The sequence below is a fragment of the Leptotrichia sp. oral taxon 223 genome (assembly GCF_013394795.1).
In the GTDB taxonomy this organism is placed as follows: Bacteria; Fusobacteriota; Fusobacteriia; order Fusobacteriales; family Leptotrichiaceae; genus Leptotrichia.
Genome location: NZ_JABXYU010000001.1, coordinates 485,982 through 512,318, shown reverse-complemented (window position 1 = coordinate 512,318; position 26,337 = coordinate 485,982). Strand labels below are relative to the sequence as shown.

General features: G+C 27.6%; 23 protein-coding genes and 1 pseudogene. 21 read left to right on the top strand and 3 right to left on the bottom strand.

All coding sequences use genetic code 11. The features are described 5' to 3' along the window. Positions 1–34 precede the first annotated feature (34 nt). From HW275_RS02460 to HW275_RS02425, 8 genes are all read left to right on the top strand, one after another. Positions 35–1,855 (top strand): DKNYY domain-containing protein, encoded by a 1,821-nt coding sequence (locus HW275_RS02460; RefSeq protein ID WP_178934841.1) that lies wholly within the window; start codon positions 35–37, stop codon positions 1,853–1,855. Between the two features lie 123 nt (positions 1,856–1,978). After that, positions 1,979–3,673: an AAA family ATPase gene (locus tag HW275_RS02455; RefSeq protein WP_178934840.1), complete on the top strand. Its 1,695-nt coding sequence runs from the start codon at positions 1,979–1,981 to the stop codon at positions 3,671–3,673. A 143-nt stretch (positions 3,674–3,816) separates the two neighbouring features. Beyond that, on the top strand, positions 3,817–4,299 hold the full coding sequence (locus HW275_RS02450; RefSeq protein WP_178934839.1) for a flavodoxin: 483 nt from the start codon (positions 3,817–3,819) through the stop codon (positions 4,297–4,299). Positions 4,300–4,342: 43 nt separating this feature from the next. After that, the gene (locus HW275_RS02445) at positions 4,343–5,089 is read left to right on the top strand and encodes a carboxymuconolactone decarboxylase family protein (RefSeq protein ID WP_178934838.1); all 747 of its coding nucleotides are present in this window, start codon (positions 4,343–4,345) and stop codon (positions 5,087–5,089) included. Between the two features lie 36 nt (positions 5,090–5,125). Continuing rightward, the gene (locus HW275_RS02440) at positions 5,126–6,007 is read left to right on the top strand and encodes a LysR family transcriptional regulator (protein WP_178934836.1); all 882 of its coding nucleotides are present in this window, start codon (positions 5,126–5,128) and stop codon (positions 6,005–6,007) included. Continuing rightward, entirely contained in the window at positions 5,991–6,635 is a 645-nt protein-coding gene (locus HW275_RS02435) for a putative quinol monooxygenase (RefSeq protein ID WP_178934834.1), read from the top strand. The genes HW275_RS02440 and HW275_RS02435 overlap by 17 nt, the downstream gene beginning before the upstream one ends. 64 nt (positions 6,636–6,699) lie before the next feature. Beyond that, positions 6,700–7,665: an aldo/keto reductase gene (locus tag HW275_RS02430; RefSeq protein WP_178934832.1), complete on the top strand. Its 966-nt coding sequence runs from the start codon at positions 6,700–6,702 to the stop codon at positions 7,663–7,665. Positions 7,666–8,162: 497 nt separating this feature from the next. Further along, positions 8,163–9,992 carry a DKNYY domain-containing protein gene (locus HW275_RS02425; RefSeq protein WP_178934830.1) on the top strand — a complete coding sequence of 610 codons (1,830 nt, stop codon included), beginning with the start codon at positions 8,163–8,165 and terminating at the stop codon, positions 9,990–9,992. A gap of 58 nt (positions 9,993–10,050) precedes the next feature. On the opposite strand, the gene HW275_RS02420 is transcribed toward HW275_RS02425, so the two are convergent. From HW275_RS02420 to HW275_RS02410, 3 genes are all read right to left on the bottom strand, one after another. Then, positions 10,051–10,953 carry a hypothetical protein gene (locus HW275_RS02420; RefSeq protein WP_178934828.1) on the bottom strand — a complete coding sequence of 301 codons (903 nt, stop codon included), beginning with the start codon at positions 10,951–10,953 and terminating at the stop codon, positions 10,051–10,053. Between the two features lie 29 nt (positions 10,954–10,982). After that, on the bottom strand, positions 10,983–12,629 hold the full coding sequence (locus tag HW275_RS02415; protein WP_178934826.1) for a tannase/feruloyl esterase family alpha/beta hydrolase: 1,647 nt from the start codon (positions 12,627–12,629) through the stop codon (positions 10,983–10,985). A 391-nt stretch (positions 12,630–13,020) separates the two neighbouring features. Continuing rightward, on the bottom strand, positions 13,021–13,719 hold the full coding sequence (locus tag HW275_RS02410; protein ID WP_178934824.1) for an esterase: 699 nt from the start codon (positions 13,717–13,719) through the stop codon (positions 13,021–13,023). A gap of 235 nt (positions 13,720–13,954) precedes the next feature. Here HW275_RS02410 and HW275_RS02405 point away from each other — a divergent pair, with 235 nt between their 5' ends. The 13 genes and pseudogenes from HW275_RS02405 (at position 13,955) to HW275_RS02345 (ending at position 26,225) form a co-directional block, all read left to right on the top strand. Next, positions 13,955–14,251, top strand: a complete 297-nt coding sequence (locus HW275_RS02405) for a hypothetical protein (protein WP_178934822.1) — start codon at positions 13,955–13,957, stop codon at positions 14,249–14,251. A 54-nt stretch (positions 14,252–14,305) separates the two neighbouring features. Further along, positions 14,306–15,082, top strand: coding sequence for an RNA polymerase subunit sigma (locus HW275_RS02400; RefSeq protein ID WP_178934820.1), 777 nt, complete (start codon positions 14,306–14,308; stop codon positions 15,080–15,082). Between the two features lie 576 nt (positions 15,083–15,658). Beyond that, positions 15,659–16,906 carry an RNA-guided endonuclease TnpB family protein gene (locus HW275_RS02395; RefSeq protein WP_178934818.1) on the top strand — a complete coding sequence of 416 codons (1,248 nt, stop codon included), beginning with the start codon at positions 15,659–15,661 and terminating at the stop codon, positions 16,904–16,906. 202 nt (positions 16,907–17,108) lie between these two features. After that, entirely contained in the window at positions 17,109–18,026 is a 918-nt protein-coding gene (locus HW275_RS02390) for a DUF4299 family protein (RefSeq protein WP_178934816.1), read from the top strand. Between the two features lie 19 nt (positions 18,027–18,045). Beyond that, a complete protein-coding gene (locus tag HW275_RS02385) occupies positions 18,046–18,984 on the top strand; it encodes a hypothetical protein (RefSeq protein WP_178934815.1) in 939 nt (312 codons plus the stop codon). 18 nt (positions 18,985–19,002) lie between these two features. Next, positions 19,003–19,767 carry a hypothetical protein gene (locus HW275_RS02380; protein WP_178934813.1) on the top strand — a complete coding sequence of 255 codons (765 nt, stop codon included), beginning with the start codon at positions 19,003–19,005 and terminating at the stop codon, positions 19,765–19,767. A gap of 19 nt (positions 19,768–19,786) precedes the next feature. Then, positions 19,787–20,881 carry an ABC transporter permease gene (locus HW275_RS02375; protein ID WP_178934811.1) on the top strand — a complete coding sequence of 365 codons (1,095 nt, stop codon included), beginning with the start codon at positions 19,787–19,789 and terminating at the stop codon, positions 20,879–20,881. Positions 20,882–20,921: 40 nt separating this feature from the next. Beyond that, positions 20,922–21,296, top strand: a complete 375-nt coding sequence (locus HW275_RS02370; RefSeq protein WP_178934809.1) for a hypothetical protein — start codon at positions 20,922–20,924, stop codon at positions 21,294–21,296. 89 nt (positions 21,297–21,385) lie between these two features. Further along, the gene (locus tag HW275_RS02365; RefSeq protein WP_178934807.1) at positions 21,386–22,135 is read left to right on the top strand and encodes a hypothetical protein; all 750 of its coding nucleotides are present in this window, start codon (positions 21,386–21,388) and stop codon (positions 22,133–22,135) included. Between the two features lie 215 nt (positions 22,136–22,350). Beyond that, positions 22,351–23,565: a M20 family metallopeptidase gene (locus HW275_RS02360; protein WP_178934805.1), complete on the top strand. Its 1,215-nt coding sequence runs from the start codon at positions 22,351–22,353 to the stop codon at positions 23,563–23,565. A 48-nt stretch (positions 23,566–23,613) separates the two neighbouring features. Continuing rightward, positions 23,614–25,043: pseudogene (gene rlmD / locus HW275_RS02355) on the top strand (23S rRNA (uracil(1939)-C(5))-methyltransferase RlmD). 9 nt (positions 25,044–25,052) lie between these two features. After that, on the top strand, positions 25,053–25,529 hold the full coding sequence (locus tag HW275_RS02350; protein WP_146960876.1) for an osmolarity sensor protein EnvZ: 477 nt from the start codon (positions 25,053–25,055) through the stop codon (positions 25,527–25,529). 108 nt (positions 25,530–25,637) lie between these two features. Further along, a complete protein-coding gene (locus tag HW275_RS02345) occupies positions 25,638–26,225 on the top strand; it encodes a cob(I)yrinic acid a,c-diamide adenosyltransferase (protein ID WP_178934804.1) in 588 nt (195 codons plus the stop codon). The last annotated feature ends 112 nt before the right edge of the window (positions 26,226–26,337 follow it).

Below are 26,337 nucleotides of genomic sequence, written 5' to 3'. Positions count from 1 at the left end.
ATCAAAAACTTGAGAATAAAAAAGGAGAGTTGTTGTGAACATTAAAGGACATTTGTTAAAAATTCTGCTTTTGTTTGTTTTGGCGGGGAGTGTTGCGAATGCGGATATTCGTGTGATTCCTATTTATAAAATTAATGGAAACAGTGTGTATTATAGAACAGAAAATGGATTAAAAAAATTGCAAAATGCAGATGCGAAAACATTTGAGATTTTGGGTTACCATGTTGCAAAAGATAAAAATTCTGTTTATTATTGGGATGAAAAATTAAATAAAATAGATCCAAAAACTTTTGAAGTAGTTGAAGGATATTATATTACAATGTTTAAAGATAAAAATGGAATTTATACTTTTGGAAAAAATTATGATAAATTAAAAATTATAAATTTTAAAGAAAATGGGATTGACATAGATTTTAATGATTTTAAAGTAATTTCAAGTGAAGATCCAACTATTTATAAAAATAAAAATGATATTTATTTCCAAAAAGGTGGGAAAATTTTACAAATAACAAATGTGGATGCAAAAACTTTTGAAAAAATAAATGGACGTAGCTATCTTGATAATAAATATTATCGGGATAAAAACAATGTTTACTATTTTTCTGAAGATAAAATGTTGAAACTGGAAAATGCAGATAGAAACAGTGTTAATGAATTAAGTGAAAATATTTTAAAAGATAAAAATTATGTCTATTTTGAAAATCAACAAATAAAAGGTTTAGATGTTAACAGTTTTAAAGTTATTTATGAAAATAGAATATCAGAACCTGAAAATTTGATAAAGGATAAAAATGGTGTCTATTATATTGATGAAAATAAAAAAACTTTAATAAAATTTAGAAATGATGAGATAGATATAGAAAGTTTTGGAATAGCGAATGAAATGTTGGATGATTATTTCAAGGATAAAAATAATGTTTATTATTTGCAGGGTTATAAACTTCATAGGTTAGATGATTTGGATATTGAGACTTATCAAAATATTTCTATGACAAGATACAAAAAGGATAAAAATAATTTGTATTTTAAGTGGAAAAAAGTGAAAGGTGTTAATCCTGACGATATTGAAATAATTGAAAATAATTTTATAAAAATAAAAAACACATTATATAAAATTTCTAATTTTGAAGGAAAAGAAGCTGAAATAGAACCTTTATCAGTTGATACAAATACTTTTGAAGAAATTGAAAATAATTATTATAGAGATAAGAATAATGTTTATTTCTATAAAGATGGAAATTTGCAAAAATTAAAAGATGCGAATGTTAAAAATTTTAAAATGTTGAAAGAAAGTTCTGATTTTGGAAAAGATCAGAGTACCATTTATTACAAAGGGTATAAATTAGAGCAAGTGGATAAAAATAGTTTTGAAATATTAGACGAAGCTTATGACGGTTCAATAATAAAAGATAAAAACGGGATTTATATTTTAACTGAAAAAAGTAATAAAATAAAAATTAATAAAATTTCAGAAAATCAAAATAATATTGATTTTAATAGTTTTATAGAAATTACGAATAATCCATATATTTTTAAAGATAAAAATGCTGTTTATACTTTGAATACAGATGATGATAAAACAGTTACGGTTTTTAGTTTTGAAAAAAATGATTATAAACTAAATAAACTAAATAAATTAAATAATATAAATCCTAAAAAATTTGATATGATGGAACTTAATTATTTTAAAGATGATAAAAATATTTTCTATTTTTCAGATAAAGAAAAAATGATGAAGAAAATTAAAAATGCTGATATTGAAAGTTTTGAAATAATGAATGATGATTATGCAAAAGATAAGAACGGTGAATATTATCGTGGAGAAAAGATTAGAGAAAATAGAGGAATTAAATAGGGTAAATTTCAAAAAAATGATATAATAAAAACAAGAATTGAAAAGAAAAAAGAATAATATGCGGAGCAAGAAATTTACTATATCTTAAAGAAATAGTTGAAAAAAGAAAGGGGCAAATTTAATATGGACATTAAGATTAAAGCAAAACTGCCAATTGGAATATCCGATTTCAAAAAAATTATCAAAAATGACTATTATTATTTTGATAAAACCAATCTAATTGAAAGTATTTTAAATGACGGTTCTGAGGTAAAACTATTTACTCGTCCAAGACGATTTGGAAAAACATTGAATATGTCGATGCTGAGATACTTTTTTGATGTTAAGAATAAAGATGAGAACAGGAGATTGTTTGAAGGGTTGAATATTTCTAAAAGTGAGTATTTTTACATGCAGGGGAATTTTCCTGTGATTTCGATTTCATTTAGAAATTATGATGAAGAAAACTGGGAAAATGGATTTAAGGCTATCAAAGGAATTGTAAAAAGGTTATATTCAGATTATAAATTTTTAATTGAAAAAATGGATGAGATTGAAATTGAAGAATTTAATTCTGTGCGAAGAGGATTAGATTCGGTAGAATGGGAGGCTTCTTTACTCAATTTGTCAAAATATTTGTATGAATATTATGGAAAAAAGGTGATTGTGTTGATTGATGAATATGATCAGCCTATAATAAATTCGTATATAAAAGGGAATTATGAAAAAGCCATAAGTTTTTTTAAAAGTTTTTATGGATTAGTTTTAAAAGATAACGAGTATCTTGAAATGGGAGTTATGACTGGAATTTTAAGGGTTGCAAAGGAAAATATTTTTTCTGGATTGAATAATTTAGAAGTTCACACAATTTTAGATGATGAATTTACAGAATATTTTGGGTTTATGGAAGATGAAGTGGAGAAAGCGCTTGAAGATTTTGGTTTGGAGTATGAATTGAAGGATGTCCAAAAATGGTATAATGGATATTTATTTGGAAATAGAAAAGTTTATAATCCGTGGTCTATTGTCAACTTTTTAAAAAATGGAAACTTGAAACCTTATTGGGTAAATACAAGTGGAAATGCTCTTATTAAATTATATTTGAAAAAGCTAAGAGACAGTATTTTTGATGATTTCACAAAACTTTTGAATAAAAAAAGTATCTTAAAAATTATTAATGATAATATGACTTTTGGTAATTTAAAAGCTAATTTTGAAAAAAATATTTGGAATTTATTTTTTCATAGCGGTTACTTGACTTTGGCAGAAAAATACAATGAAAATGATGTTTATTTGAAAATACCGAATGAAGAGATATTGAAAATGTTTTCAGAAATGTTTATAGAAGTATACTTTGACGATTATGAAAAATTTTTGTATATGTCAGATGCTTTAAGAAAAGGAGATATTTCAAATTTCAAAAAATATCTAAAAGAAATTCTATTGGAAAATGCTGGAATATTTGATGTGAGTGGAACTTACAAAGAGCAATTTTATCACGGATTGATGTTAGGATTAGTTTTAATTTTAAAAAATGAATACGAAATTACATCGAATAATTTTGCAGGAAAAGGGAGATATGATTTACTTTTAAAACCTAAAAATATTTTGGAAGGAAAAGAAGGGATTATTATTGAGTTGAAAATTATTAATGAAGTGAAAAATTTAAATGATAATAAAATTCATGAAAAACTTGAAAAAGAATGTGAAGTTGCATTAAAACAGATTGATAAGAAAGAATATAGTTCAGTTTTAAAAAATGCTGGGATTGAAAAAGTTTTGAAAATTGGGATTGCGTTTATGGGGAAAGAATTTGAAATAAAGTTTGAAAGAGAATAATAGAAAATAGTTTTTAAGATATGCTTTTAAAGCATAACTGGTTATAAAAAATAAGTATTTGATATAATAGGATAAATATTGTAAAATAAATCATAAGAAAATAAAAAATTTAGATTTTATTTAATTTTAAGAGGTGATTTTTTATGAATAAAGTATTAGTGGCTTACTTTTCAGCGACAGGGACAACAAAAAAAGTTGCAGAAAAATTGGCGAAAGCAACTGGGGGGAATTTGTTTGAGATAAAGCCGCAAGTTGAGTATACTTCTGAGGATTTGAACTGGAACGACAAAAAAAGTAGAAGTTCAGTGGAAATGAATGATGAATTTAGCCGTCCAGAAATTGAAAATGTTGTAGAGAATATTGATGATTATGATACTGTGTTTGTTGGATTTCCAGTTTGGTGGTATATTCCGCCTCGTATTATTCAGACTTTTATTGAAAAACATAATTTGAGCGGAAAAAAGATAATCACTTTTGCGACATCAGGTGGAAGTGGAATAAAAGGCTCAACAGATTTTTTGAAAAAAAATTATTCGGAATTGAATATTATTGAAGGCAAAAGATTTGGGTGGAATGAAAGCTTGGAAAGCATTGGAGCTTGGGTAGAAAAAATAAAAAAATTTTAATGAGAAAGAGAAATATTTTTTGATTAAACAGAGGTGAAAGAAAATGAGTAAAAAAATTACTGCAGGAAGAGATTTATTAGGTAATATTGCACCAAAATTTGCACAATTGAATGATGATGTTTTGTTTGGAGAAGTTTGGGCAAGAGAGAACAAGTTATCGGCTAGGGATAGAAGTCTTATTACTGTTACGGGACTTATGGCGAGTGGAATTTTGGATAGTTCTTTGAAATTTCATTTAAAAAGTGCTTTGGAAAATGGGGTTACAAGAAAAGAATTGGCAGAGGCTGTTACACATTTAGGATTTTATGTGGGATGGCCAAAAGCCTGGGCTGTATTTCGGCTTTTGAAAGAGATTTATTCAGAAGATGGGACGGCTGATCCTGTAAGCAGCTTGTTTGGGAAAGGCGATTATAACGAGGCTTATGCAAAATATTTTAATGGGAGAACTTATTTAAAAACATTAGTTGAGCCGAATGACACTTCAAAAGTTGGTATTCATAATGTTGTTTTCGAGCCGGGAGTTATAAATAATTGGCATTCTCATTCAAATGGACAAGTATTATTGGTGACTGATGGATACGGATGGTATCAAGAAGACGGGAAAGAAGCGATAGAATTACATCCAGGAGATGTTGTGAATATTCCTAAAAATGTTAAGCATTGGCATGGAGCGGCAAAAGACAGTTGGTTTACTCACATTGCTTTGTCAGATGGCGGTTCGACTGAATGGTTTGGGATATTGTCAGAAGATGAATATGAAAAGTTGCCAAAAGCGGTGAATGCGAGATAAGTTAGTATAATAAAATTATAAAATGAATGAGGATTTATGGAATTAAGAATTTTAAAATATTTTTTGATGGTTGCAAAAGAGGAAAATATAACAAAAGCGGCAAAATCACTTTATATCACACAACCGACATTATCACGGCAATTGGCACAGCTCGAGGAAGAGCTGGGAGTTAAACTTTTTACGAGGAGTAATCATAAAATTTTATTGACTGAAGATGGGAAGTTTTTGCAGCGAAGGGCGAGGGAAATACTTTATTTAACGGAAAAAACGAAAAAAGAGCTGTCTTATGACAATGAAATTGTTGCTGGAGAAATATCCATTGGATGTGGCGAATTTTTGGGAATGAATGAACTTGCAAAATTACTCTCGGAATTTCAGGAAAAGTATCCAAATGTTAAATTTGACATTTATAGTGGAACAGCCGAAGATATTATTTATAGAATTGAACACGGTTTTTTAGATATGGGACTTGTCTTTGACTATATAAATAAGGAAAAGTATAAATTTATAAGATTGAAACAGATTGAAGAATGGGGACTTTTGGTTAGAAAAGACCATAAATTGGCTTCAAATAAATTTATTTATCCAGAAGAAATAAAAAAAGAATCGGTAATTATTTCTAAAAATAAATTAATTCAAAATGAATTTGCAAATTGGATGGGAATTCCTACGGAGAAATTAAATGTTGGCGCTACTTTCACACTGGTTTATAATGCTGCGATGATGGTAAAAAATGGAATTGGAATAGCAGTTTGCTTAAAATTAGAGAATAATTTTGAAGATTTGAAATTTATTCCATTTTATAAAGCAGCAATTTCTAAGACAATTTTGGCTTGGAAACCGTGTTTAAAATATTCAGTGGCAACGGAAAAATTTATTAAATTTATTGAGGAGAAAAGAAATGCTACCAATTTTTAATATTTTTGAGCTTGGGGTCAAAGAAGGTAAAAAAAATGCATATGTGGCAGTTGGAGAAAATAATATTACAAAATCAGTTTTAAATGATAAAGGGACACTTGGGATGTATTTGGTGCAGGAAAAAGAAAATCCCAATATGACTTATATGTTTGAGGTTTATGAAGACGAGAAAAGTTACCAGGAACATATCAAGTCAGAACAATATAAAGAATTTTTAAGACAATCACCAACAATCTTGACTAATCATAAAAAGAAAATTCAAGTAATGCCAGAGTATATGGGAAATAAAAAGTTTGTGCAAACAAGAAATACTCGTGTAAATTATGTTACAGTTGATGTAAAAGAAGGATTTAATGATGCTTTCAGGGAAATTGTACTTGATGAAATGAAGCAGTCGATAAAAGAAGAAGGTGTTTATGTAATTTATGCTGCGACGGCAATAGGAAATCCAAATAAATGGTACTTTTTTGAAATTTATGAAAATGAAAAAGCGTATCAAAAACATAGGAAAACAGCTCATTTTAAAAAATATATTGAGCAAACGGAAAATATAATTGAAAATAAAGAATTTATAAATATTGAAGGTGTAAAATTGTTAAGTAAGGGTAATTTAAATTATGTGAAATAAAAAATATTAAATTTTGAACTTTGGTAGAATAACAATTTATGTAAAAAAATGGAGATGATTTCAAATGAAAACAACAAAAATAGAGGAAATAGATGTACCTAAAGTAGCACTAGGAACTTGGTCTTGGGGATTTGGAGGAATCGCTGGAGGAGATTCGATTTTTGGAAATAAATTAGGAAAAGATGAATTGAAACCAGTTTTTGATAGAGCAATGGATTTGGGACTAAAATTGTGGGATACTGCCACTGTTTATGCGAGTGGTCAATCTGAAACTATTTTGCGAGAATTTGTAAAAGGTAGAAGTGATGCGATAATTTCTACAAAATTTACACCTGAACTTGCAGAAGGAAGAGGAGATAATGCGATTTTTGAATTTCTTGATGAAAGTTTAGAAAGATTGAATAAGAAAGTCATTGATATTTATTGGATACATAATACAAAAGATATGGAGAAATGGACACCTAAATTGGTTGATTTGTTAAAATCAGGAAAAGTGAAAAAAGTAGGAGTTTCTAATCACAATTTAGAACAAATAAAATATGTGAATAATCTTTTGAAAGAAGCTGGATTTCAGTTACACGCCATTCAAAATCATTTTAGCTTACTTTACAGAACAATTGAAACAACTGGAATTTTAGATTATTGCAAGGAAAACAATATCGCAGTATTTTCATACATGGTACTGGAACAAGGCGCTTTATCTGGAAAATATACAAAAGAAAATCCATTGCCAGCTGGAACAAGAAGGGGTGAAGCATTCCCGCCTGAAACTTTGGCAAAATTGGAGCCATTATTTTATGAAATGAAAATTTTAGGTGGAAAATATTCTGCAACAATTCCTGAAATTGCGACTGCCTGGGCAATAGCAAAAGGAACAATTCCAATAATTGGAGTTACAAAACCTAATCAAGCTGACGATGCCAAAAGAGCTGCAAGTGTTGAATTAAGTGATGAAGATGTTGAGCTTATGGATAGAGTGGCTATTGGAACTGGCGTTACTGTGAAAGGTGAATGGGAAAGTTCGATGTAGTTTATTCATGGGATGAGCTTTATATCTAGCGTTTATAGAAACGATAGTTTGAAGGAATAAGCAAAAAAGCGTTGAAATATGCTAAAAAATTGTGGAATTAGCTAAATAAATTTAAAATATACTGTTAAAAAATAATGTTATTAAATAGCACCAAAAATTTTGGATACAAACAAGATTAGAGGTGCATTTTTTTGTTAAAAAAGTAAGTTTATTTTCAAAAACTTGATTTTATTACAATATATACTCGAATCCATTTAAAATAAAACTATATAAATTTAGGGTTTGAGTAAAATAGTCATAGCTTTTGAGTTCGCTTTTGAGGCAGTTTTACTATACAATAAAAATCATTAGAAATATAGAAATTTAATAGAGTAAATTTCAAAAAAATGATATAATAAAAACAGAAATTGAAAAGAAAAAAAGATAATGTGTATAACAATTACTGTATTTTAAACGAGGTTTTAGTATAAGAATTAGATATTTAAAAAGGAGTCGATATGAAAATTAGGAAAAATTTGTTAAAAATTTTAACATTGCTTATTTTATCAGGAAACATTATAAATGCGGGCTATATTAAAGAAAAAAATAAAATTTATTTTACTGATGAAGCTATAGAACCTGAAAGAAAGGAAATTGTAAAAAATGTAGATTTCAGGACTTTTAAAATTTTTGAGGAAAATGATGATTTTGCAAGTGATAAAAATAATATTTATTATAAAAATAAAAAGTTAGAAAATGTAGATGTGAATTCTTTTCAGATTGAAAATCCTTTTATCGTAAAAGATAAAGATAATGTTTTTTATATTACAAATAATGAAATTATAAAAATTAAAGGATTTAGTCCAGAAAAAAGTGAAGTTATTGTCCAGTTTTACGTACCAACTATACTAATTAATAAAAATGGTATTTATACTTTTGATAAATATGAAAATGGAGAAATTACGATAAAGTCAATAAAACCTGCTAGAATAGATATGAATACTCTAGAAGTCGTGGACGGAGAAAACATGACGATGCTTTTGTACTTAAAAGATAAAAATAACGTTTATTTTATTAATTATAAAGAAAGTGAACAGAAAATTTCAGATATTGATGTCGAAAATGCAGAGGATGCGGGAAATGATAACTATAATATCGATATTGAAATAAAAAAATTAGAGAGTGCAGATAGCGGCAGTTTTAAAATAGATTCTATATACGGGAAAGATAAAAATAACTTATATTTTTTAAATAAAAAAATAAAAGGTGTAAATCCTAAAACTTTTGAAATTGTTGGCTCAAATAAACTTATTATCAAAGATGATAAAGGGGTTTATTATCTTGGAAGAGAAGAAGTGAAAAAAATCCAAAATGCTGATTTAAATACTTTTGAAGAAGTATCGAAAGAGTATTATCGAGATAAAAATAATGTTTTTTACTATGATAATTATGATGGTGATGTAAAAAGAGTTAAAGGGGCAGATGCAAAAAGTTTTGAAGTAATAGATGGTTATGCGTTAGGAAGAGATAAAAATGCCGTTTATGACAGAGGAAAGCGGATAAAAGGTTTGGATCCCGTGACGTTTGAAGATTTGAGTGGAAATTTTTACAAAGATAAAAATGGAGTTTACTACGAAGGAGTGTTGATGAAGGGAATTGATTCAAAAACTTTTGAACCATTTGTAAATTATACACATGTGAAAGATAAAAATGGAATACATCACTTTTATCAAAAGGGCAATGACGTTGTTGTTGAAAAAGTTGAAATTTCTCCAGAAATTGATTTGAAAACTTTACAACCTATTGAAAATTATTCTGAATATTCAAAAGATAAAAATAATGTCTATTATAATTTTAAAAAAATAGAAGATGCAGATGTAAAAACTTTTGAGCCTGAAGGATATTCCATTGGGAAAGATAAAACAGGAGTTTATTATGGAACACATAAAGTAAGTGGCGTAGATGTAAATAGTCTTGAAGTTTTGAAAAATGATTTTTTCAAGGATAAAAATAATATTTATTATAAAAATAAAAAAATAGAAAATTTTAAGCCAAAAAATTTTGAAGTAATAGACTATTCTTTAGTAAAACAAAATAAAGATTTGTACTATTTTACTGAAGATGAAAATGATAATACAAAATTTGTCCTATTAGAAAGTAAAAATGTCGATATTGATACTTTTCAAATTCTTGATGAAGATTATACAAAAGATAAGAATAATGCTTATTACAAAGGTAAAATTTTTAAGGAAGCAGATGTAAAAACACTTAATAAACACTATAATAAAAATGATGACGGATATAAGATAAGAGATAAAAAGAAAGTATATAAAATAAAAAACAAATAATTTGAAAAAATAAAAATGATGTTTTGAATTAATTTTCTCTACATCATTTTTATTAAATTTAAATTTCCAGAAATTTTCTGCACACAATACCAATAATTATTAGTATTAGCCCAACTACACCTGGTAATATTCTTTTTAAAATTTTCTTTTCATATTCCTCATTAAAATTTATTAAATAGAATAATCCTGAAATAGTTATTAAAATTGTTCCACAAATCATACTCCATGTAGAAAAATAATTACTTTCTAATTGTAATAAACTAGAAACACCTAGTCCTATTACTGAAAATATACTTAAAAATATTCCCATCATTTCTAATATTTTTTGATCATATTTTTTTTGTTCATTAATTAACCCTCTGTATTTTTCTTCTATATCTTTTGTTTCTTTTAGTTGTTTATTTATTGTTTTTTCATGAGTTTCTATTAGTGTTTTTATTTCTTTTTCTTTTCTTTCAAAATCTGTTAGTAAAATATCAAATCGATATCGAAATAATGGTTTTTCATATTCCCAAATTAGTAATAATTTTTCATTAATTTCTTTTTTTAAATTATCTATAAACTTTTGAAATTCCCCTTTATTATCATCTATTATAGGTGGTCTATCACATGTTGGATGTATTTTTTCTTCCATTTCAATCAATTCTTTTTCTATTTCATAAATAATCCTATAATTCTTTTTAATATTTTCCCAATATTCCAAAAATATATCTTCACTTTTAAAAAAATTATCAAATTCTTTATAATTATCATGATTAATTTTAGCAATTTTTCTTTGGATTTCTTTTAGTTTATCATAATAATTTTCATCTTTTGCTGAATAGTAGTCATATTGATAATCATTAAATTGATTTTCTTGAGACAATGCTAACTGTTGTTGATAGTCTTCTTTCATCTCTTTGAAATATTCATGTTCTAATTTTTCAACTTGCCATTGTGATGAATATTTTATTTTACTCATTTATACACCTCATTTTTAAAAGTTTAGTTTTATTTACACTCAAAACTACTAGCCTTATTCTTGTCCCCACCAACATAAGTCGCTACTTTCGGATAAGGGCAAAGTGGTTGTTCTTTATTTGGGTCTGGATATTCTTTTCCAGCTTTTCCAATGATATAATCTGGGGCAATACCGTCTTCTGTCCATTTTTCAAGTGCTGTCAATGCGTCAAAGTTTTCCATTGCAGGGCCTCCACCGCAGTGATTCATTCCAGGAACCATGAATAAACGTGTGAAACTGTCAACATTTCCCATATTTTCCACTAATTTTTTATACCAGTCCCTAATGTCATGAGCTGAAAATACTGGATCAGATACACCTTCATAAATAATTATTTTCCCACCACGAGCTTTAAATGTTGACAAATCAGTTTTATCAGCATCATTTAATCCACCAATTTCATTTGTTTTGGCAACATCTTTGTCAAAATCAAATTCTGTTGGTTTCATTCCTGGTCTTGCAGGTTTTATATAATAATCACTCAAACTAGCTGTTCCCATCATGAAATTTATTGAATTTGGTGTTCCTGTTTTTGAAGTTCCATGTTTCCACATACGCCAACCCATTGTATTTATTCCTGCATCATAAGGCCAAGATGCGTAAACATTTTCGCCTTTACTATTTTTCGCACCGTTGAATATTGCATTTAATAATGCTACTTTTTTCTTTCCAATTTTTTTCTCAACCATTTCAGGTTTAAAGTCACATTTTTCCCAATTGTTTACAATTCCATCTTTCAAACCATCTTTAGCATCACATCTATCAAGTACACCTTGAGCAACAGCATCTAAATCCTCTTGCGTCAAAGCGTCTGCAACTATTTTGTTATCATTTTTATCAGTCGGTGCATATTTTAAAAATTGGTTGTTATCCCATGTTTCACCAATTGCAGCTTTCGACAATCTAAATCCAGGATTTCCCGCAATAATTCCATCAAACTCATTTGGATAATACATAGCAGCTTGCATTGCCTCACGACCTCCATTTGAACATCCCATAAAATAACTGTGTTTTGGCATCAAATTATACATTTCGTTGATTAATTGTTTTGCAACATTCGTAACTTTTCCAGTAGATTGGAAAGCATAATTTAAGATAGCTTGTTGATCTTTTGCAAAACTTGTATTACTTCCAGAATGTCCACTGTCAGTACTTACAACGGCATATCCACGAGTCAGAGCTGGTTCTGCGGTTGATCCTGACGGACAGGCTGTCCCAGTTGCTGGTGAAACGGAACCATCTAATCCTCCACCACCTTGAAATAAAAACTTATTATTCCATTTTGCAGGTAATCTCAACTCAAATCCAATCGAATAATCTTTCCCATCTGCACCTTTTCTATTTTCAATTTTCCCTTTTACAACACAGTGTGCAGGTGCCGAAGCCTTGGCCGTACTAGAACCACTAAATCTAGCATTAGCATCTTCTTCCAAAGGTCCTTCCTCTTTCCATTCTGTACTTGTAATCTCAGTCTGATAAATTTTACTGTTTTTTAAACTCATACATTTTTCCTTTGTTGCTCCAGTAAATACAACTGATTTTTTTTCAAGTTTTTTATTATTTGTTTTTGCTGCAAAAGATGTAATTCCTGCTGCCATTAAAAGTGATGAAATCATTATTAATTTAAACTTTTTCATTATACTTCCTCCTAAAAATAAACTATTACTTTACTATTACTAGTATACCATAAAAAATATAGAGTTTAAATTTATAAATTAAAAAAAAATTTTGACTAATTGACTTTTTTGGAAAATATAATGTAATTAAGTAGTTAAAAACCCTAAGGGGGAAAACTTTGTATTAAAGTAAAAAAATATTGGCAAATTGAACCGGAGTTTTTCATTTTTTTTGTTATAATAATTTTAATGAGTTCTAATAACTCATACTTTAATAAAAAGGAAGTTTAGAGCCGTGAATAGCGATGAATTTATTAGATTTCTAGTTATCATGTATATTATTTAGAGATTGACTAGATAGTCGAAAAGTATCGAATTTCACCTCTACCCTTAGGGGAGCAAGTTAATAAAATCAGCAATTTTCTAAAAGCCATACAAATCCTTTTCCCATTCGTATATCAGAATCTCTAAAATGATTTCCTTCATTCCAGTCTAAAATACAGTTTTTAACATTTTCAGAAATTTCTAAAATTTCAATATATTCTCTTATATTGTCTCCTATTTTTGATAAAATCTGATGTTTAGTCTTTTCTTCCAAATCCCCAAGACTCAAATAAACATTTTTTGCCAAAATCTCATTGTTTTTCACAAACTTCATCCAATCTTTATACCAAACTGATGGTGAAACTCCAGCTATTCCAGCAAAAATATCTTCCTGATAACCGCTCCAAAGCGAAAATAATCCAGCAAGAGAATATCCACCTAAAATATATTTCACATTCTTTTCTTGAATATTTATAAATTCTGCCAAACTTGGAATCAATTTTTCCTTTATAAACTCTAATGTTTTACCAGCTTCATTTCCAAAATTGCCTTTTCCACGAAGAAGAGGCATTTCCCATGGAGTTAGTTCGCTGTTCCAGTCGTCTATTTTAAATGCGGCAAGGCTAAAATTTTTACTTATATTTTCAGAAATATATCTTACTTCGTTATCAAGAGCGTCAATATCATGTTCGTCGACAGGCTGTATCAAAACATATTCCGTATTTTCATTTTCCTTCATATACAAAATACATTCTTTGCCTTCTATTTTTAAATTTAATTTTTTCATAGCAGCTCCTTTTTAATATTGAATTTATTTTAAATAAATTTTGATTAATATAATTAATTATAGCATATGTTTTTAAAAATTTTATTCAATTTATTTATACTATTTATAATTTTTTTCTTTGCTTAAATATATTTAATTTTTTTTAAAATTGTGGTAAAATAAATGAAATATTTGATGAAATCTTGGATTTTGCTAAGTTCTATCAATAAAAAATATTTATAGAGAGGGAAATGAAATGTTTAGAAAGAAAAAGGAAATTTTTTATGTTGGAAAAGTTAAAATTATTATTAATGAATCAACCCTTGATGTATTTAGAAATACAATCTATTATGTAGATGTGCAGGATGCTCTGTGTATTAAAGGTGTTCCGTTTATTACCTGTGATATTTATGAAGATGAATTTTCCGACCATTTAATTGCTCAGGTGGGACTGGAAGATGACGAGGAAAATGATATATTACCAAGTGTAGAGGAACTGAAAAAGAGAAAAATTGTTTGCTTTATTCAGTTAGATGAGCATATAATGAGATAAAACTGTTGAAGTGTTCAGAATTATGTACAAAATATTCAAATGGAGGTTATTTTTATGAATATAGAAATAGCACAAGTATGTAATATTGTATTGGCCACTAAAAGTGCTTTGAAAAAAAGAAATAGGATTAGATATAAGCCCATATATTATGAAAAAAAAGTTGAATTTGTATTTTTTAATAATAAAAAATATAAGGCTAAAAGTGTTGAGAAATGGTTTAATTATTGTATTGATAGAGGATTACAAAATATTAAGTTCTTAATTCCTCTATCTATAAAAGACAGTGATTTTCTTAATTTTACTAATATAAGTCAAGCTAGTATAGTCTGCTTTTTTGACAATAAATTAGTTACTTATTTTACTCCAAAATGGGAAGACTCCAATAATGAATGGCACATTATTTACACAGAACATGAATGGGAACCCCCTCTAAAAGCAAAACCTAAATTTTATGATAATACAGAAGATTTTAAAGATGTATTGAATAGAATAGCAATTTTAGCTGATAAAATTGATTTTCAAAATTTTGGAAATATTTTTAGAAAAGCTATTAGTATTTTAAATGGCGAAGAGATTGAAAATATACAAAAAACTTTTTATGGAATATATTTTTCTGAATTACCCAAAATTAATAAACTCCTTTTTTATGCCTCAGATATTTCTGACGTTTTTGGTGGAATGGGTTCCTGGAACGACAGCCCTCCTTATTATGCACACGAAAAAGGACTTGAAAGTGAATACGACAGTCTTTCAGAAGAACTTTTAACACAAATTAGGCTTGCTCTTTTATTAAATAATGCAAGAACACTCGCACCGCAAGGAACGAGATGAATTGTGTGAGAATTTTAGTAAGCATATAGGGAAACTTGTATGTAGACACGGAGCAAAACCGTGCAACAAAGAAACTGAATTGCTGGGAACTCTTAAAGCTGGTATAACCACAACATAGCAATCTTACTCATAAGAGGCAAATGTGAAGGTAGCGAAAGCAGAAAAAATATACTAGATGGTGCACGGTTAAATCCTAAACATTATGATAATAGACAATCAGCAGCTAAGCCTGAAAAGGAAAGTTCAACGACTATCCCTCGTGAGGGGAGTACAATACAAGCGATTGGTATTGGAAGTGGTTTCGCCTAAGTCCTTGAAATAGGATATGGATAAGATATAGTCTGTGCTTGTTAGAGATAACAAGAAGTTCAAGGATAATCTCCTTAATTTATTAAGGAGTATATGCCATGAGAACTGCATAAGTAGTAGCGCACTTATGTGAACGACGCTTCCCACTGTTGTGGGGTTTTAAAAACTTTAAAAATATTTAAAAATAAATAAAAAATATTACTTTTTTGACAGATAAAATGTAGAATACATGGTATAATATCTCTGATGAAAAGGAGGTGATTGTATATGTATTTAACATTAAAACAACAGGTAAAACATCTTAGTAAAAAAGAGTTTAGAAATTTAAAATGTTTATCTCATATAGCCAAGAACTTAACTAATGAAGCTATATATAATATTAGACAATACTATTTTAAAAATAAAAAGTATTTAAGTTATAATGAAAACTATAAAATACTTAAAAATAGTGAGAACTATAAGAAGTTAAATTCTAATATGGCTCAACAAATTCTAAAAGAAGTAGACGAAAGTTTCAAATCATTTTTTGGACTTTTAAAACTTGCTAAGAATGGTCAATACGATAATAAAAAAATAAAATTACCTAAATATCTTGCTAAGGATGGTTTTACAACTCTTGTTATAGGTTTTGTTAGATTAAAAGATGATATGCTGATAGTTCCTTATTCAAATTTGTTTAAGAAAACTCATCAGGAAGTTAAAATTAAACTACCACCAATATTAAAAGGCAAGAAAATAAAAGAAATTAGAATAATACCCAAACAACATTCTAGGTACTTTGAAATTCAATATACTTATGAAGTAGAAGAAGTTCAAAGGAAATTAAATAAAGAAAATGGACTAGGAATAGATTTAGGTATAGATAATCTTTGTACTTGTGTAACTAATAATGGAGCATCATTCCTAATAGATGGTAGGAAATTAAAATCAATAAATCAATACTATAACAAGACAAATGCAAAATTGCAAAGCATTAAAGATAAGCAAAAGATAGAGCATATAACATTAAGGCAAAAGAGAATAGCTAGAAGGAGAAATAATCGCATAGAAGATTATCTTTCAAAAGCAGCAAGAATAATAATAAATTATTGTCTTAATAATGATATAGGAAAAATAGTTCTAGGATATAATGAAGATTTTCAAAGAAATTCAAATATAGGAAGTGTAAATAATCAGAACTTTGTAAATATACCATATGGAAAATTAAGAGATAAATTAATATATCTATGTAAACTATATGGAATAGAATTTAAACTGCAAGAAGAGAGTTATACATCAAAAGCAAGTTTCTTTGATGGAGATGAAATTCCAGTATATGATAAAGAAAATCTGCAAGAATATATATTCAGTGGAAAAAGAATAAAAAGAGGACTATATCGAACAAGTGCAGGTAAACTCATAAATGCAGATTGTAATGGAGCATTAAACATATTAAGGAAAAGTAAAGTTGTGGATTTAAGTATCCTATACAATAGAGGTGAGCTGAACACACCTAAAAGAATAAGGGTAGTATAAAGCTATCAAACTTCTTAGAAAATTTTTAAATATTTTTAAAGATTTTAGAACCCCATGACGTAAGAAGTGGGAGGTTCAGATTCTGTAAATGAATGGTAAAATATAGTAAAATTATAATGGAGAATTTATATTGTAAATGTGATGTTAAGCAAACATGTGAATTATTAGATTAAAATAAATTAAAATTTTATGGAGGAAAAAAATGAGTATAAGTTTTTATGTAAAAAACAAGAAAAAATTTTTAGGTTATGAATCAGTTTTAAATGTTGAAACTGCATTGAGTTTGCTGGATAAGGAGCTTTACAGCTACAATACTGGAAATATTGATATTAATGATTTGCTGTTATCTCCTGTTTCTAATTATCAGTGTCTTTTAATAGGAGATGGAAAGGAAAGTGCAAGAGGATTTGAATTGTATTATGATAATAAAAATAAAAATTATAGCATAAGGGTTTTTACACCATCGTCCAGGGAAGATTGGCTTCTGGCATTGGAATACATAAAAGCGTTGGCTAAAAAATTTGATTCAAAAATTATAAGTGAAACGGGAGAAGAATATACAGTTGACAATATTGATAAATTTGACTATGAAGGTGATATACTTTATGGAATAGAAGGAATTTCATCACGAGTTAAAGGTGAAGATTCGACTCTTTACAGTATTTTTGGAGTAAATAGGATTGTTTCTTTTAATCAGGAAATGATTGATAGAATAGAAAATTCAGATAGCCCTATTGATACTTTTTCTAATATGGTAAAGGAAATACAATATTTAGATGCCTTCTCGGCAAATCAGCGATTTTTCAGAAATAAGGAAGACGGGAAAATAATAGGAGCTTATACTCTTACGCAAAATCTTAGAACGATACTTCCTTATAAACCTAGTGTTGAATTTGAAAATTCAGATATGGTTAAAAATGAAGATATTGCTTTCTGGAATATTGGACTGGTAACTATTGACGGAGATGAAAATGATCGAAACAGTTATAATGTTGCTGCACATTTGGATTATGATGACTTTATTAAAAATTTACCAGAAAATAAATATAGATTCATAGATGCTTCATATATTATGGTTGAACCGTTAAATAGGGAAGAACTTTTAGGATTAGTGAAATAAAAACTGTGGAGAGTGAGTAATGTTATTTTTAGCATATTTGTTTATTTTTTCTTTATTATCAGTTTTAATAGACTTATCAGTATTTTTTTCAATACTTTCTTTTGTATTAGGTGGAATGTTGTGTTTTAATAGCGGCTCTTCTTTACAAGGAATAGCAATTTGTGCTTTTGGATTATTGCACTTAATTTCAAGATTATGTTATCATAGTAAAGGAATGCGTGCTAGTGGTAATTCATATATTGATTATAATACAAGTTATAATTTTATTTCAATTTCTATAGCAACTGTTATTTTTACCATACCCATTTGGTATATTATTGTTAAATCAAACATAATAACATTAGGAAATTCACCTTTATATATTTTTATTCCAAGTCTTCTTATATCTTGGGCTATACTTTTTAAGATAGTGGACAGAATTTTTATACACAATAGAGAAACGCAAGAAGTAGTTTTAGGAGATTATTTTACTATTTATAAAGGTAGCAGAAGAAGGCGTAGACATATCTACATTTTTAAATTTAAAAATTCTCCAGATTTGTATTCTACTGGAATGTGGAGACACAAAATTTTTATAGATAAACTTGGCTCTAAATTTTCTTGTACTTTTGGAAAAGGGATTTTTGGAACAAGCTACATAACGAGTATAAAATTAACTGAAGATGCAGGAATAAATGCTCCTGAAAATACAGATCCATATAGTACTTTTCCTTTTAAAAAGAGAAGTTTAACAAAAAAAGATTATTCATTTCCTGGGTATATTTTATTATTTGTTAGTGGAATTCTAATATTTATTTTTGGAATTTTCATTCTTTATGTTGCTCATATTGGAGTTCAAAATTCTGATGTTAGCTTGTTAAAATATATTGAATTATATAAAGTTATTGGATTAAGTGGTATCATTTTAGGTATTACTCTTGTGATAATTTCTGCTTTTATTCTTATTAGAAAAAAATAATATTTGGAGGCTTATAGAATGAATGAACCTAAAAAATGGGGCTATATTTTTGATGAAAAGTTAAATATGTATGTTCCTAATTTACCAAGACAAAAAAAAATCGCAAAAGTACTTTTGATTTTATCATTAATATCTTTTGTTGCTGTTTTAATACAAATATATTTTTGGAATAAAATTTCTTATGAGAAAAGATCATTTTTAGCTTATACCCATGTAATATTTTTTCTTTTTTTAGCTATATATCTTGTTTTAAAAATAAATATTCATCTGATAGAGAAAAGGCTAGAAGAAATTAAAGGATTGAAATTGTCAAAAGATTTTGAAATAAGAGCTTTAAAAAATAGACGATTTTTTGGATATATGATGCTTTGGGTTCTTTTAATTGTTATGTTTTTTTCTTGTCCTAATATATTAAAGCAATTTTCAACTAGATATATTTTTTATTTAATTTTTGCCATTGTGGCATCTATTTATAATTTTTATACACTTTTTAAAGAATTTATAAATAGTAAATATTCTTTAATCATAATTGGAAAAACAATAAAAATATATTATGAAAATGATGAAAAAGAATTTATTACAACAGATAATATAAGTTATGTTAAATTCTATGCTATTGCTCGTGGAAGAGGAAGAAGGGATAGAAATCCTACTTTACAAATCTTTGATAGTGAAGAAAAAAAGCTTCTTGAAATGACTATAAGTGCTACTGATTATTATTCATTAAAAAAATATTTTGAAAAATATAATGTAACAATAGATAATCAATATAAAGAATTTTAAAAAGAAGAGGTAAAATACTGTGGAATTATTAGAAAAAGATGAGGAATATATTATTTCACTACTTGAACAAGGAAAAAAAATAGATGCTATTGTCTTTGTTAAAGATAAAACAGGAATGACTTTAAAAGAAGCTAAGGATTGTATTGATAAAAAAATCAATAATGAACACTATGAAAAAAATATATCTATTTCTGAAGAAGATGAAAAAAATTTATCTTCTTTGATTAATGAAAATAAAAAATTACAAACAGTTGCTTTTCTTCATAAAAATAAGGATATGTCTTTATTAGAAGCTAAAAATTATACAGATAATTTAATTTTTAAGAAAAACATTGAAACTAATAAAGCAAATACGGATAAACAGGGGTATATTTTTGATGAAAAATTGAATCTTTTTGTTCCAAATTTAGCAAGGCAAAAGAAAGCACGAAAAATAATGTTAAATATCTTTCTAGTACTTGTAGTTATTTCTTTAATTCAATTGATATTTTTAGATAGAAGTTCAGATATAAGAATGATAATTTTAAAATATTCTATCTTGGGTATTTTAGTTTTTATGATAACTTTACCTCTAGTTAGCTTAGATATCTATAATACAGAAAATAAATTAAAAATTCTTGGAAATTTAGAACTTTCAGATCAATTTGAAGTTAAAGCTTTCGTTAGTAATTTTGATTTATTTTCGAATATTTTGTTACTTCTTATATTTATTATTGTGATACCTATTGCTCTTGTTAAGACATATAAGAAAGGGGAATATAAAGATATTCTTTATCTTATTCTATTGATTGTTTTCACAATTTATGGAGTTTATGAGCTTTTAAAAATGCTTAAGTATAAAAAATATTCGTTAAATATAAGTAATAAAGAGATTACTCTGTTATATAATAAAAATGAAATAAAATCTATAAAAATTGAGAACATAAATTTTATTAATTTCTATACTAAAGAATTTAAGAAAGGAAGAAAGTATAATATTCCTATTATTCAAATTTTAGATAGAAAAAAGAATATATTTGCTGAGCTAGATATAAAAACAAGTGATTATATTTTATTGAAAAAGTATTTCAAAAAATATGAAGTATTAGTAGACGATGAGTTTAATAAGATTTAAAAGATAAGATTATGTGTAAATATTTAAGGAGGAATATAAAATGATTATTAGTATGATAATACTACAACTGGTAATACTTATTATCTCTAGTGCAACTCTTATATATTTAATAGTCAGAAAGAATACAATGGAATGTTTTTATGTAGAAAATGAAAACTTACATCTTAATTCTATACCTACAAAAAAAATCCCGCTTTTCGACATCGATTATGTAGAATTTTACTGTACTCGTATTCGTAATTCTTACAGAGGGCAAATAAGGATTTATAAGAAAAATGCAAAAGTGGTTAAACGTTTTTTTCAGACAAGTAAAATTTCACTTATTGTTACTGAAAAAATGGTTTTGGATGAAATACAGAAATTAACACCTATTTTAAAAGAATATTCTATACCATATACTATTAAATATGATTAAATTAGAGATATAGAATTTTTTAAATAAATTACTATTATTTTGCTTGTGCAGAAATGACAATATTTTATACTGAAAAGGAAGTGTTTTAAATGATAATGTTTGGAATGATTGGTGAGATAATGTTTATACCCTTAATTTTTATTTTATCAATATTTCTTGCTTTAGCAGCAAGAAAAAGAATAATGAGAAAAACTGTATTCGTAGAAATTGATGAGAATTTAAAAGACCTGGGGCCACGTGAATTTTTTTATAACATATTAAAAATAGAAAGAGCGGCAAACCCGATTTATTGTATAGAAATTTTTTTGTTAATAGTAGACACTGTATATATTTTATTTGGTGGATATTTAGAGTATATTAAAGAACTGGAATTTGTAAAGGAGTATCCTGATTTTTCCATAAGCCCTATAACTTCTGTGCTTATTAAATTTGGCATTCCAATTTTTTTATGGTTTGTTATACTTTTTCTATTATTATTTGCATTGTTTATGAGAAAGAAAGAAAATAAAAGAATTTTTAAAATGTTAGATGATTTAGATGAGGGTAACCTTTTAACTTATGCAAAAGAAGATTTTATTAATTCTGATAGAATAGTTAGAACTGGAATAATGTTGCAAAGTGATCTAAAACTTGGAAACAGATATTTATTTTGTGTTTATCCCGCATATATAATCCCTTATTCTTGGATTTATGATGTGAAAGTTGATAAATTTCTTAGTCGAGGAGGAAATTATTATTCTTTGAATTTTACTCTTAATAAATCTTTTGATTCTATACAAATATTTTTTGCTAAAAAAAATATCGCTGAAAAGGCTAGAGATTTTATTTTAAAAAAATAAAAATTATATTAAAGTTATTTATAGATGTATTCGACAACTTAAGTTTTTTTATTTTCACAAGGAGTTAAGCCTCTTTGTTTCAGAACATTTATTTTATCAAATCTTAAATACATATAGTTTTCGAGCAAGTCTATTTATTTTTCAAAAATTTACAAAGATAGTATTTTTTGATATAATAAAATTATGTAATTTTTTAGAAAGAGAAGTGAGAATAAATGGATTCACGAGGAATAAATGAGTTTATAAAAGAAAATGTTGATAAAATTTATGATGAAATGGTAAAAGTCAGAAGAGTTATTCATGAAAATCCTGAACTTGGGGATGAAGAATTTGAAACAAGTAAATTTATAAAAAATTTTTTAATGGAAAATGGAATTGAATTTTCTGAGATTATAAATACAGGAGTTGTTGCGACAATTTATAATGATAAGCAAAATATGGAAAATAAGACAGTTGCAACTCGTGCAGATATTGATGCATTGCCAATTTTGGAAGAAAATGAAGTTGAATATAAGTCAAAAAATATTGGGAAAATGCACGCTTGCGGACACGATGCACATACAACTATTCAGCTTGGAGCAGCAAAAATTTTGGCAGATAATAAGGATAAGTGGCATGGAACTGTGAGATTTTTCTTCCAGCCAGCGGAAGAAACAACTGGCGGTGCAGATAGAATGATAAAAAATGGAGCATTAAAATTTGAAAGTGATAAAAATCGAAAAATAGATGCATTTTTTGCATTGCACATGGCTCCAGAAATAGAACTTGGAAAAATTGGAATAAAATATGGAAAGGCACACGCTTCGTCAGCAAGAATACACCTTACGATAAATGGTACTTCTGCTCATGCTGCATTACCGCACAAAGGAGTCGATGCAATTTTAATCGGAGCAAAAGTTATGGAATACTTGCAGTCAATAGTAAGCAGAAGAATTGATCCAAGAGAAGAAGCTGTGATTACAATTGGAGCATTCAACGGAGGCTTTGCTGATAACGTAGTCTGCGATAAAGTGGAAATGAGAGGGACTGCAAGAACAATGTCCGAAGAAACAAGAACATTTATAATTGAAACAATTGAAAAAGACTTGCCTAAATTTGTAGAATCACTAGGCGGAACAGCAAATGTAGATGTCAAGCGTGGCTATGCTCCTGTAATTAACAACGAAGAAATGACAAAAAAAGTAGAAAACAATATTGTTGATTTATACGGTGAAAATGCTCTGGAATTAATAAAACAGCCTAGAATGGATGTTGAAGATGTTAGTTATTTCCTAAATGAAATTCCTGGATGTTTTTTTAGACTGGGAACAAGAGTGGAAGAAAAAGGTTTAATCTATGATTTGCACCATCCAAAATTTAATATTGATGAGGAAAGTTTAAAAATCGGAATGGGATTGCAATTGAAAAATATTTTAGAATATTTAAAATAATTTATTTGGATATTTGAAGAGAATTTTTAAATAAAAAAAAGGAATAAAATGAATAAAATAAAAAATAATTATGAAGTTGGGCAAAAACTGGAAATTGAAATAGAAAAAATAGTGTTTGGTGGAGAAGGACTTGGGAGAATTGATGGATTTGCAGTATTTGTACCGATGAGTGTGCCAGGAGATAAGGTAGAAATCGAGATTATTTCGGTTAAAAAGTCGTATGCGAGGGGGCTTATAACTAGGATAATTGAACCATCAAAGGACAGGATTGAGGATTTGTCCAAAATTAGTTTTGAGGATTTTGATGGCTGTGATTTTGGAATGCTTAAATACGAGAAACAGCTTGAATATAAGGATAAGATGCTTGAAGAAGTGTTGACAAAGATTGCTGAAATTGATTTGAAAAAGGTAAAAATTAGCAAAATTATTGGAAGTGATAAAAAAATTAATTATAGAAATAAGACAGCTGAGCCATTTTTCAAAAAGAATGGGATTATTCTGACAGGATTTTATTCAAGAAAGTCCCACAATGTATTTTCAGCTAAAGAAAGTCTTCTAAAGTCAGAAATTGCCAAAATAATTATTGATAAATTTTTGCAGAAAGTAAATAGTTTTGCAGGTACAAAAAAGGAATTTAAAGTTTTTAACGAAGTGAATAATACTGGATTTTTGAAGCAGATAATGGTTAGAAATAATGAAAAGATAAAGTTATGATAGTTGTTGTAGTGAATAAAAATTCGCAGTATAATCAGTTTTCAAAAGTGCTGGAAGAAATGTATGATGAGAATGACTGCATAAAATCAATCTATATTTCTGTAAAAACTGAACAGAATAATGTAATTTTAGGTAAAAATATTCATTTATTTGGAAGTCAGTATTTGGAAGAGGAAATGGACGGATTAAAATTCAAAATTTATCCAAATTCATTTTTTCAAATTAATAAAAAACAGGCACTAAAACTTTATGATGTTGCAATAAACTTTTTGAATGAAGAAAATAAAAATACTGATAAAATCTACGAAAAAATAGTAATTGACGCATTTTCAGGAACAGGAACAATTGCGATGATGCTTTCAAAAAATATAAAAAAAGTTATTGGAATTGAAAGTATGGAAAGTTCAACACTCGCTGCGAAACTGACTTCTTATGAAAACTCTATTCAAAATGTAGAATTTGTAAATGGAAAAGTTGAGAAGGAACTGCCAAAAATTTTGAAGAGAGAAGATGTCGGAGCAATAGTTTTTGACCCGCCAAGACGAGGAATCGAAGAATCAGCATTAAAGAGCGTTGTGCAGAATAAAATCGAAAAAATTGTCTATATTTCATGCAATCCTGCTACTTTTGCACGAGATGTGAAAATTTTGGCTGAAAATGGGTATGTTTTAAAGAAAGTTACTCCTGTGGATATGTTCCCGCAAACTGGGCATATTGAGGTAGTGGGATTATTGGAAAAAGTTGAAGCAATATCATTGAAGTAGGAGATAAAAATGTTATTATCAGTAGGAATATACAAAGAAAAGAAAGAAAAAAATTTTAGAATGGTAATATTACCATCAGGAAAAAATAAAATAGGATTAACTATGTACAAAGATTATGGAATAATTTCCTATCTAGATAAAAATAATAATGAAAAAATAGGAGAGTTTATATTTTGGGCATTAAATGAAACTGATGAGAAAAAAATTGAAAATGAAATTGATGTAGAATGGCATAAAAAATATTTTAATTATTCGTCTAATTTAAAAATTGTTAATTTATACAATAATATTGGATTTCAATTTTTTGAAAATAAGTATAGTTTGCTTTTAATGAAAAAAGATGGAAGAGGCTATTCACCTTTTAAAGACGAGAATGGAAATATAGTTGAACATATATTTCTAGAAAAACCAACAAATTTGGAATTGGGAACAAAAGTAATGGAAATGTTTGAGTTTAAAGAAAGATATGATGGAATTATAGAATAATTAGAGAAAGTACAACTTGTGTTATTAAAAGTAGTCTAAAGTTTTGAGTATAGTCCAATTATTTATAGATTAATTAAAAATTAAACTGAGAAAAGGAAGTTGATATTTATGAAAATATACACAAAATATGGTGACGAAGGTTTTACAAGACTTGCTGGCGGAGAACGTGTGAGCAAGACTCATGTGAGAGTGGAAGCGTATGGAACGATGGATGAAGTCTGTTCGCTGCTTGGAGTTATTGTGGCAGAAATTCGTGAAGATGAAAAATTAAATAGTGTGCTTGGGGAAATCCGTGAAGAATGTGAAAATATTCAGCAGCAGCTTTTTGACTGTGGAAGTGATTTGGCGGTACCTGAAGGCTTGCGGGAATACAAGCAGCAGATTGGTGATGTGGAGTGGCTTGAGCAGAGAATGGACGAGTATATTCTGCAATTGCCCAAATTAGAATGTTTTGTAATTCCAGGTGGAAGCAAAATTTCTAGCTTGTTTCATATGATGCGTACAAGTGTGCGTAATTTGGAGCGAAAGATGATTGCCGTAATTGAAGCAGGTGAAGGAATAAATAAAATTGGGCTTCAGTATATAAATAGACTTTCGGACTATTTTTTTGTAGTGGCTTGCCTTGTAAATTTAAAGTTGGGATTTAGTGAAACGGTTTATAAAAAGAGTAAAAAAATTTTTAGAAATAGTAAATAATACATATTTGAAACTTTTTTAAGATTGGAATTTATAATATTCTCTATTAAAATAACAGATTTGTTATACATTATGTTTAGCAAGGAATCAAGATTCCTCGTCAGAAAATAAA

Bases quoted from the DNA above. Each gene is read 5' to 3' on its own strand.
- HW275_RS02440 (WP_178934836.1), top strand. From the start codon at position 5,126: ATGGAATTAAGAATTTTAAAATATTTTTTGATGGTTGCAAAAGAGGAA.
- HW275_RS02350 (WP_146960876.1), top strand. From the start codon at position 25,053: ATGTTATTATCAGTAGGAATATACAAAGAAAAGAAAGAAAAAAATTTT.
- HW275_RS02425 (WP_178934830.1), top strand. From the start codon at position 8,163: ATGAAAATTAGGAAAAATTTGTTAAAAATTTTAACATTGCTTATTTTA.
- HW275_RS02370 (WP_178934809.1), top strand. From the start codon at position 20,922: ATGATTATTAGTATGATAATACTACAACTGGTAATACTTATTATCTCT.
- HW275_RS02385 (WP_178934815.1), top strand. From the start codon at position 18,046: ATGTTATTTTTAGCATATTTGTTTATTTTTTCTTTATTATCAGTTTTA.
- HW275_RS02345 (WP_178934804.1), top strand. From the start codon at position 25,638: ATGAAAATATACACAAAATATGGTGACGAAGGTTTTACAAGACTTGCT.
- HW275_RS02390 (WP_178934816.1), top strand. From the start codon at position 17,109: ATGAGTATAAGTTTTTATGTAAAAAACAAGAAAAAATTTTTAGGTTAT.
- HW275_RS02450 (WP_178934839.1), top strand. From the start codon at position 3,817: ATGAATAAAGTATTAGTGGCTTACTTTTCAGCGACAGGGACAACAAAA.
- HW275_RS02415 (WP_178934826.1), bottom strand. From the start codon at position 12,629: ATGAAAAAGTTTAAATTAATAATGATTTCATCACTTTTAATGGCAGCA.
- HW275_RS02430 (WP_178934832.1), top strand. From the start codon at position 6,700: ATGAAAACAACAAAAATAGAGGAAATAGATGTACCTAAAGTAGCACTA.
- HW275_RS02395 (WP_178934818.1), top strand. From the start codon at position 15,659: ATGTATTTAACATTAAAACAACAGGTAAAACATCTTAGTAAAAAAGAG.
- HW275_RS02360 (WP_178934805.1), top strand. From the start codon at position 22,351: ATGGATTCACGAGGAATAAATGAGTTTATAAAAGAAAATGTTGATAAA.
- HW275_RS02455 (WP_178934840.1), top strand. From the start codon at position 1,979: ATGGACATTAAGATTAAAGCAAAACTGCCAATTGGAATATCCGATTTC.
- HW275_RS02405 (WP_178934822.1), top strand. From the start codon at position 13,955: ATGTTTAGAAAGAAAAAGGAAATTTTTTATGTTGGAAAAGTTAAAATT.
- HW275_RS02410 (WP_178934824.1), bottom strand. From the start codon at position 13,719: ATGAAAAAATTAAATTTAAAAATAGAAGGCAAAGAATGTATTTTGTAT.
- HW275_RS02380 (WP_178934813.1), top strand. From the start codon at position 19,003: ATGAATGAACCTAAAAAATGGGGCTATATTTTTGATGAAAAGTTAAAT.
- HW275_RS02365 (WP_178934807.1), top strand. From the start codon at position 21,386: ATGATAATGTTTGGAATGATTGGTGAGATAATGTTTATACCCTTAATT.
- HW275_RS02400 (WP_178934820.1), top strand. From the start codon at position 14,306: ATGAATATAGAAATAGCACAAGTATGTAATATTGTATTGGCCACTAAA.
- HW275_RS02445 (WP_178934838.1), top strand. From the start codon at position 4,343: ATGAGTAAAAAAATTACTGCAGGAAGAGATTTATTAGGTAATATTGCA.
- HW275_RS02435 (WP_178934834.1), top strand. From the start codon at position 5,991: ATGCTACCAATTTTTAATATTTTTGAGCTTGGGGTCAAAGAAGGTAAA.
- HW275_RS02420 (WP_178934828.1), bottom strand. From the start codon at position 10,953: ATGAGTAAAATAAAATATTCATCACAATGGCAAGTTGAAAAATTAGAA.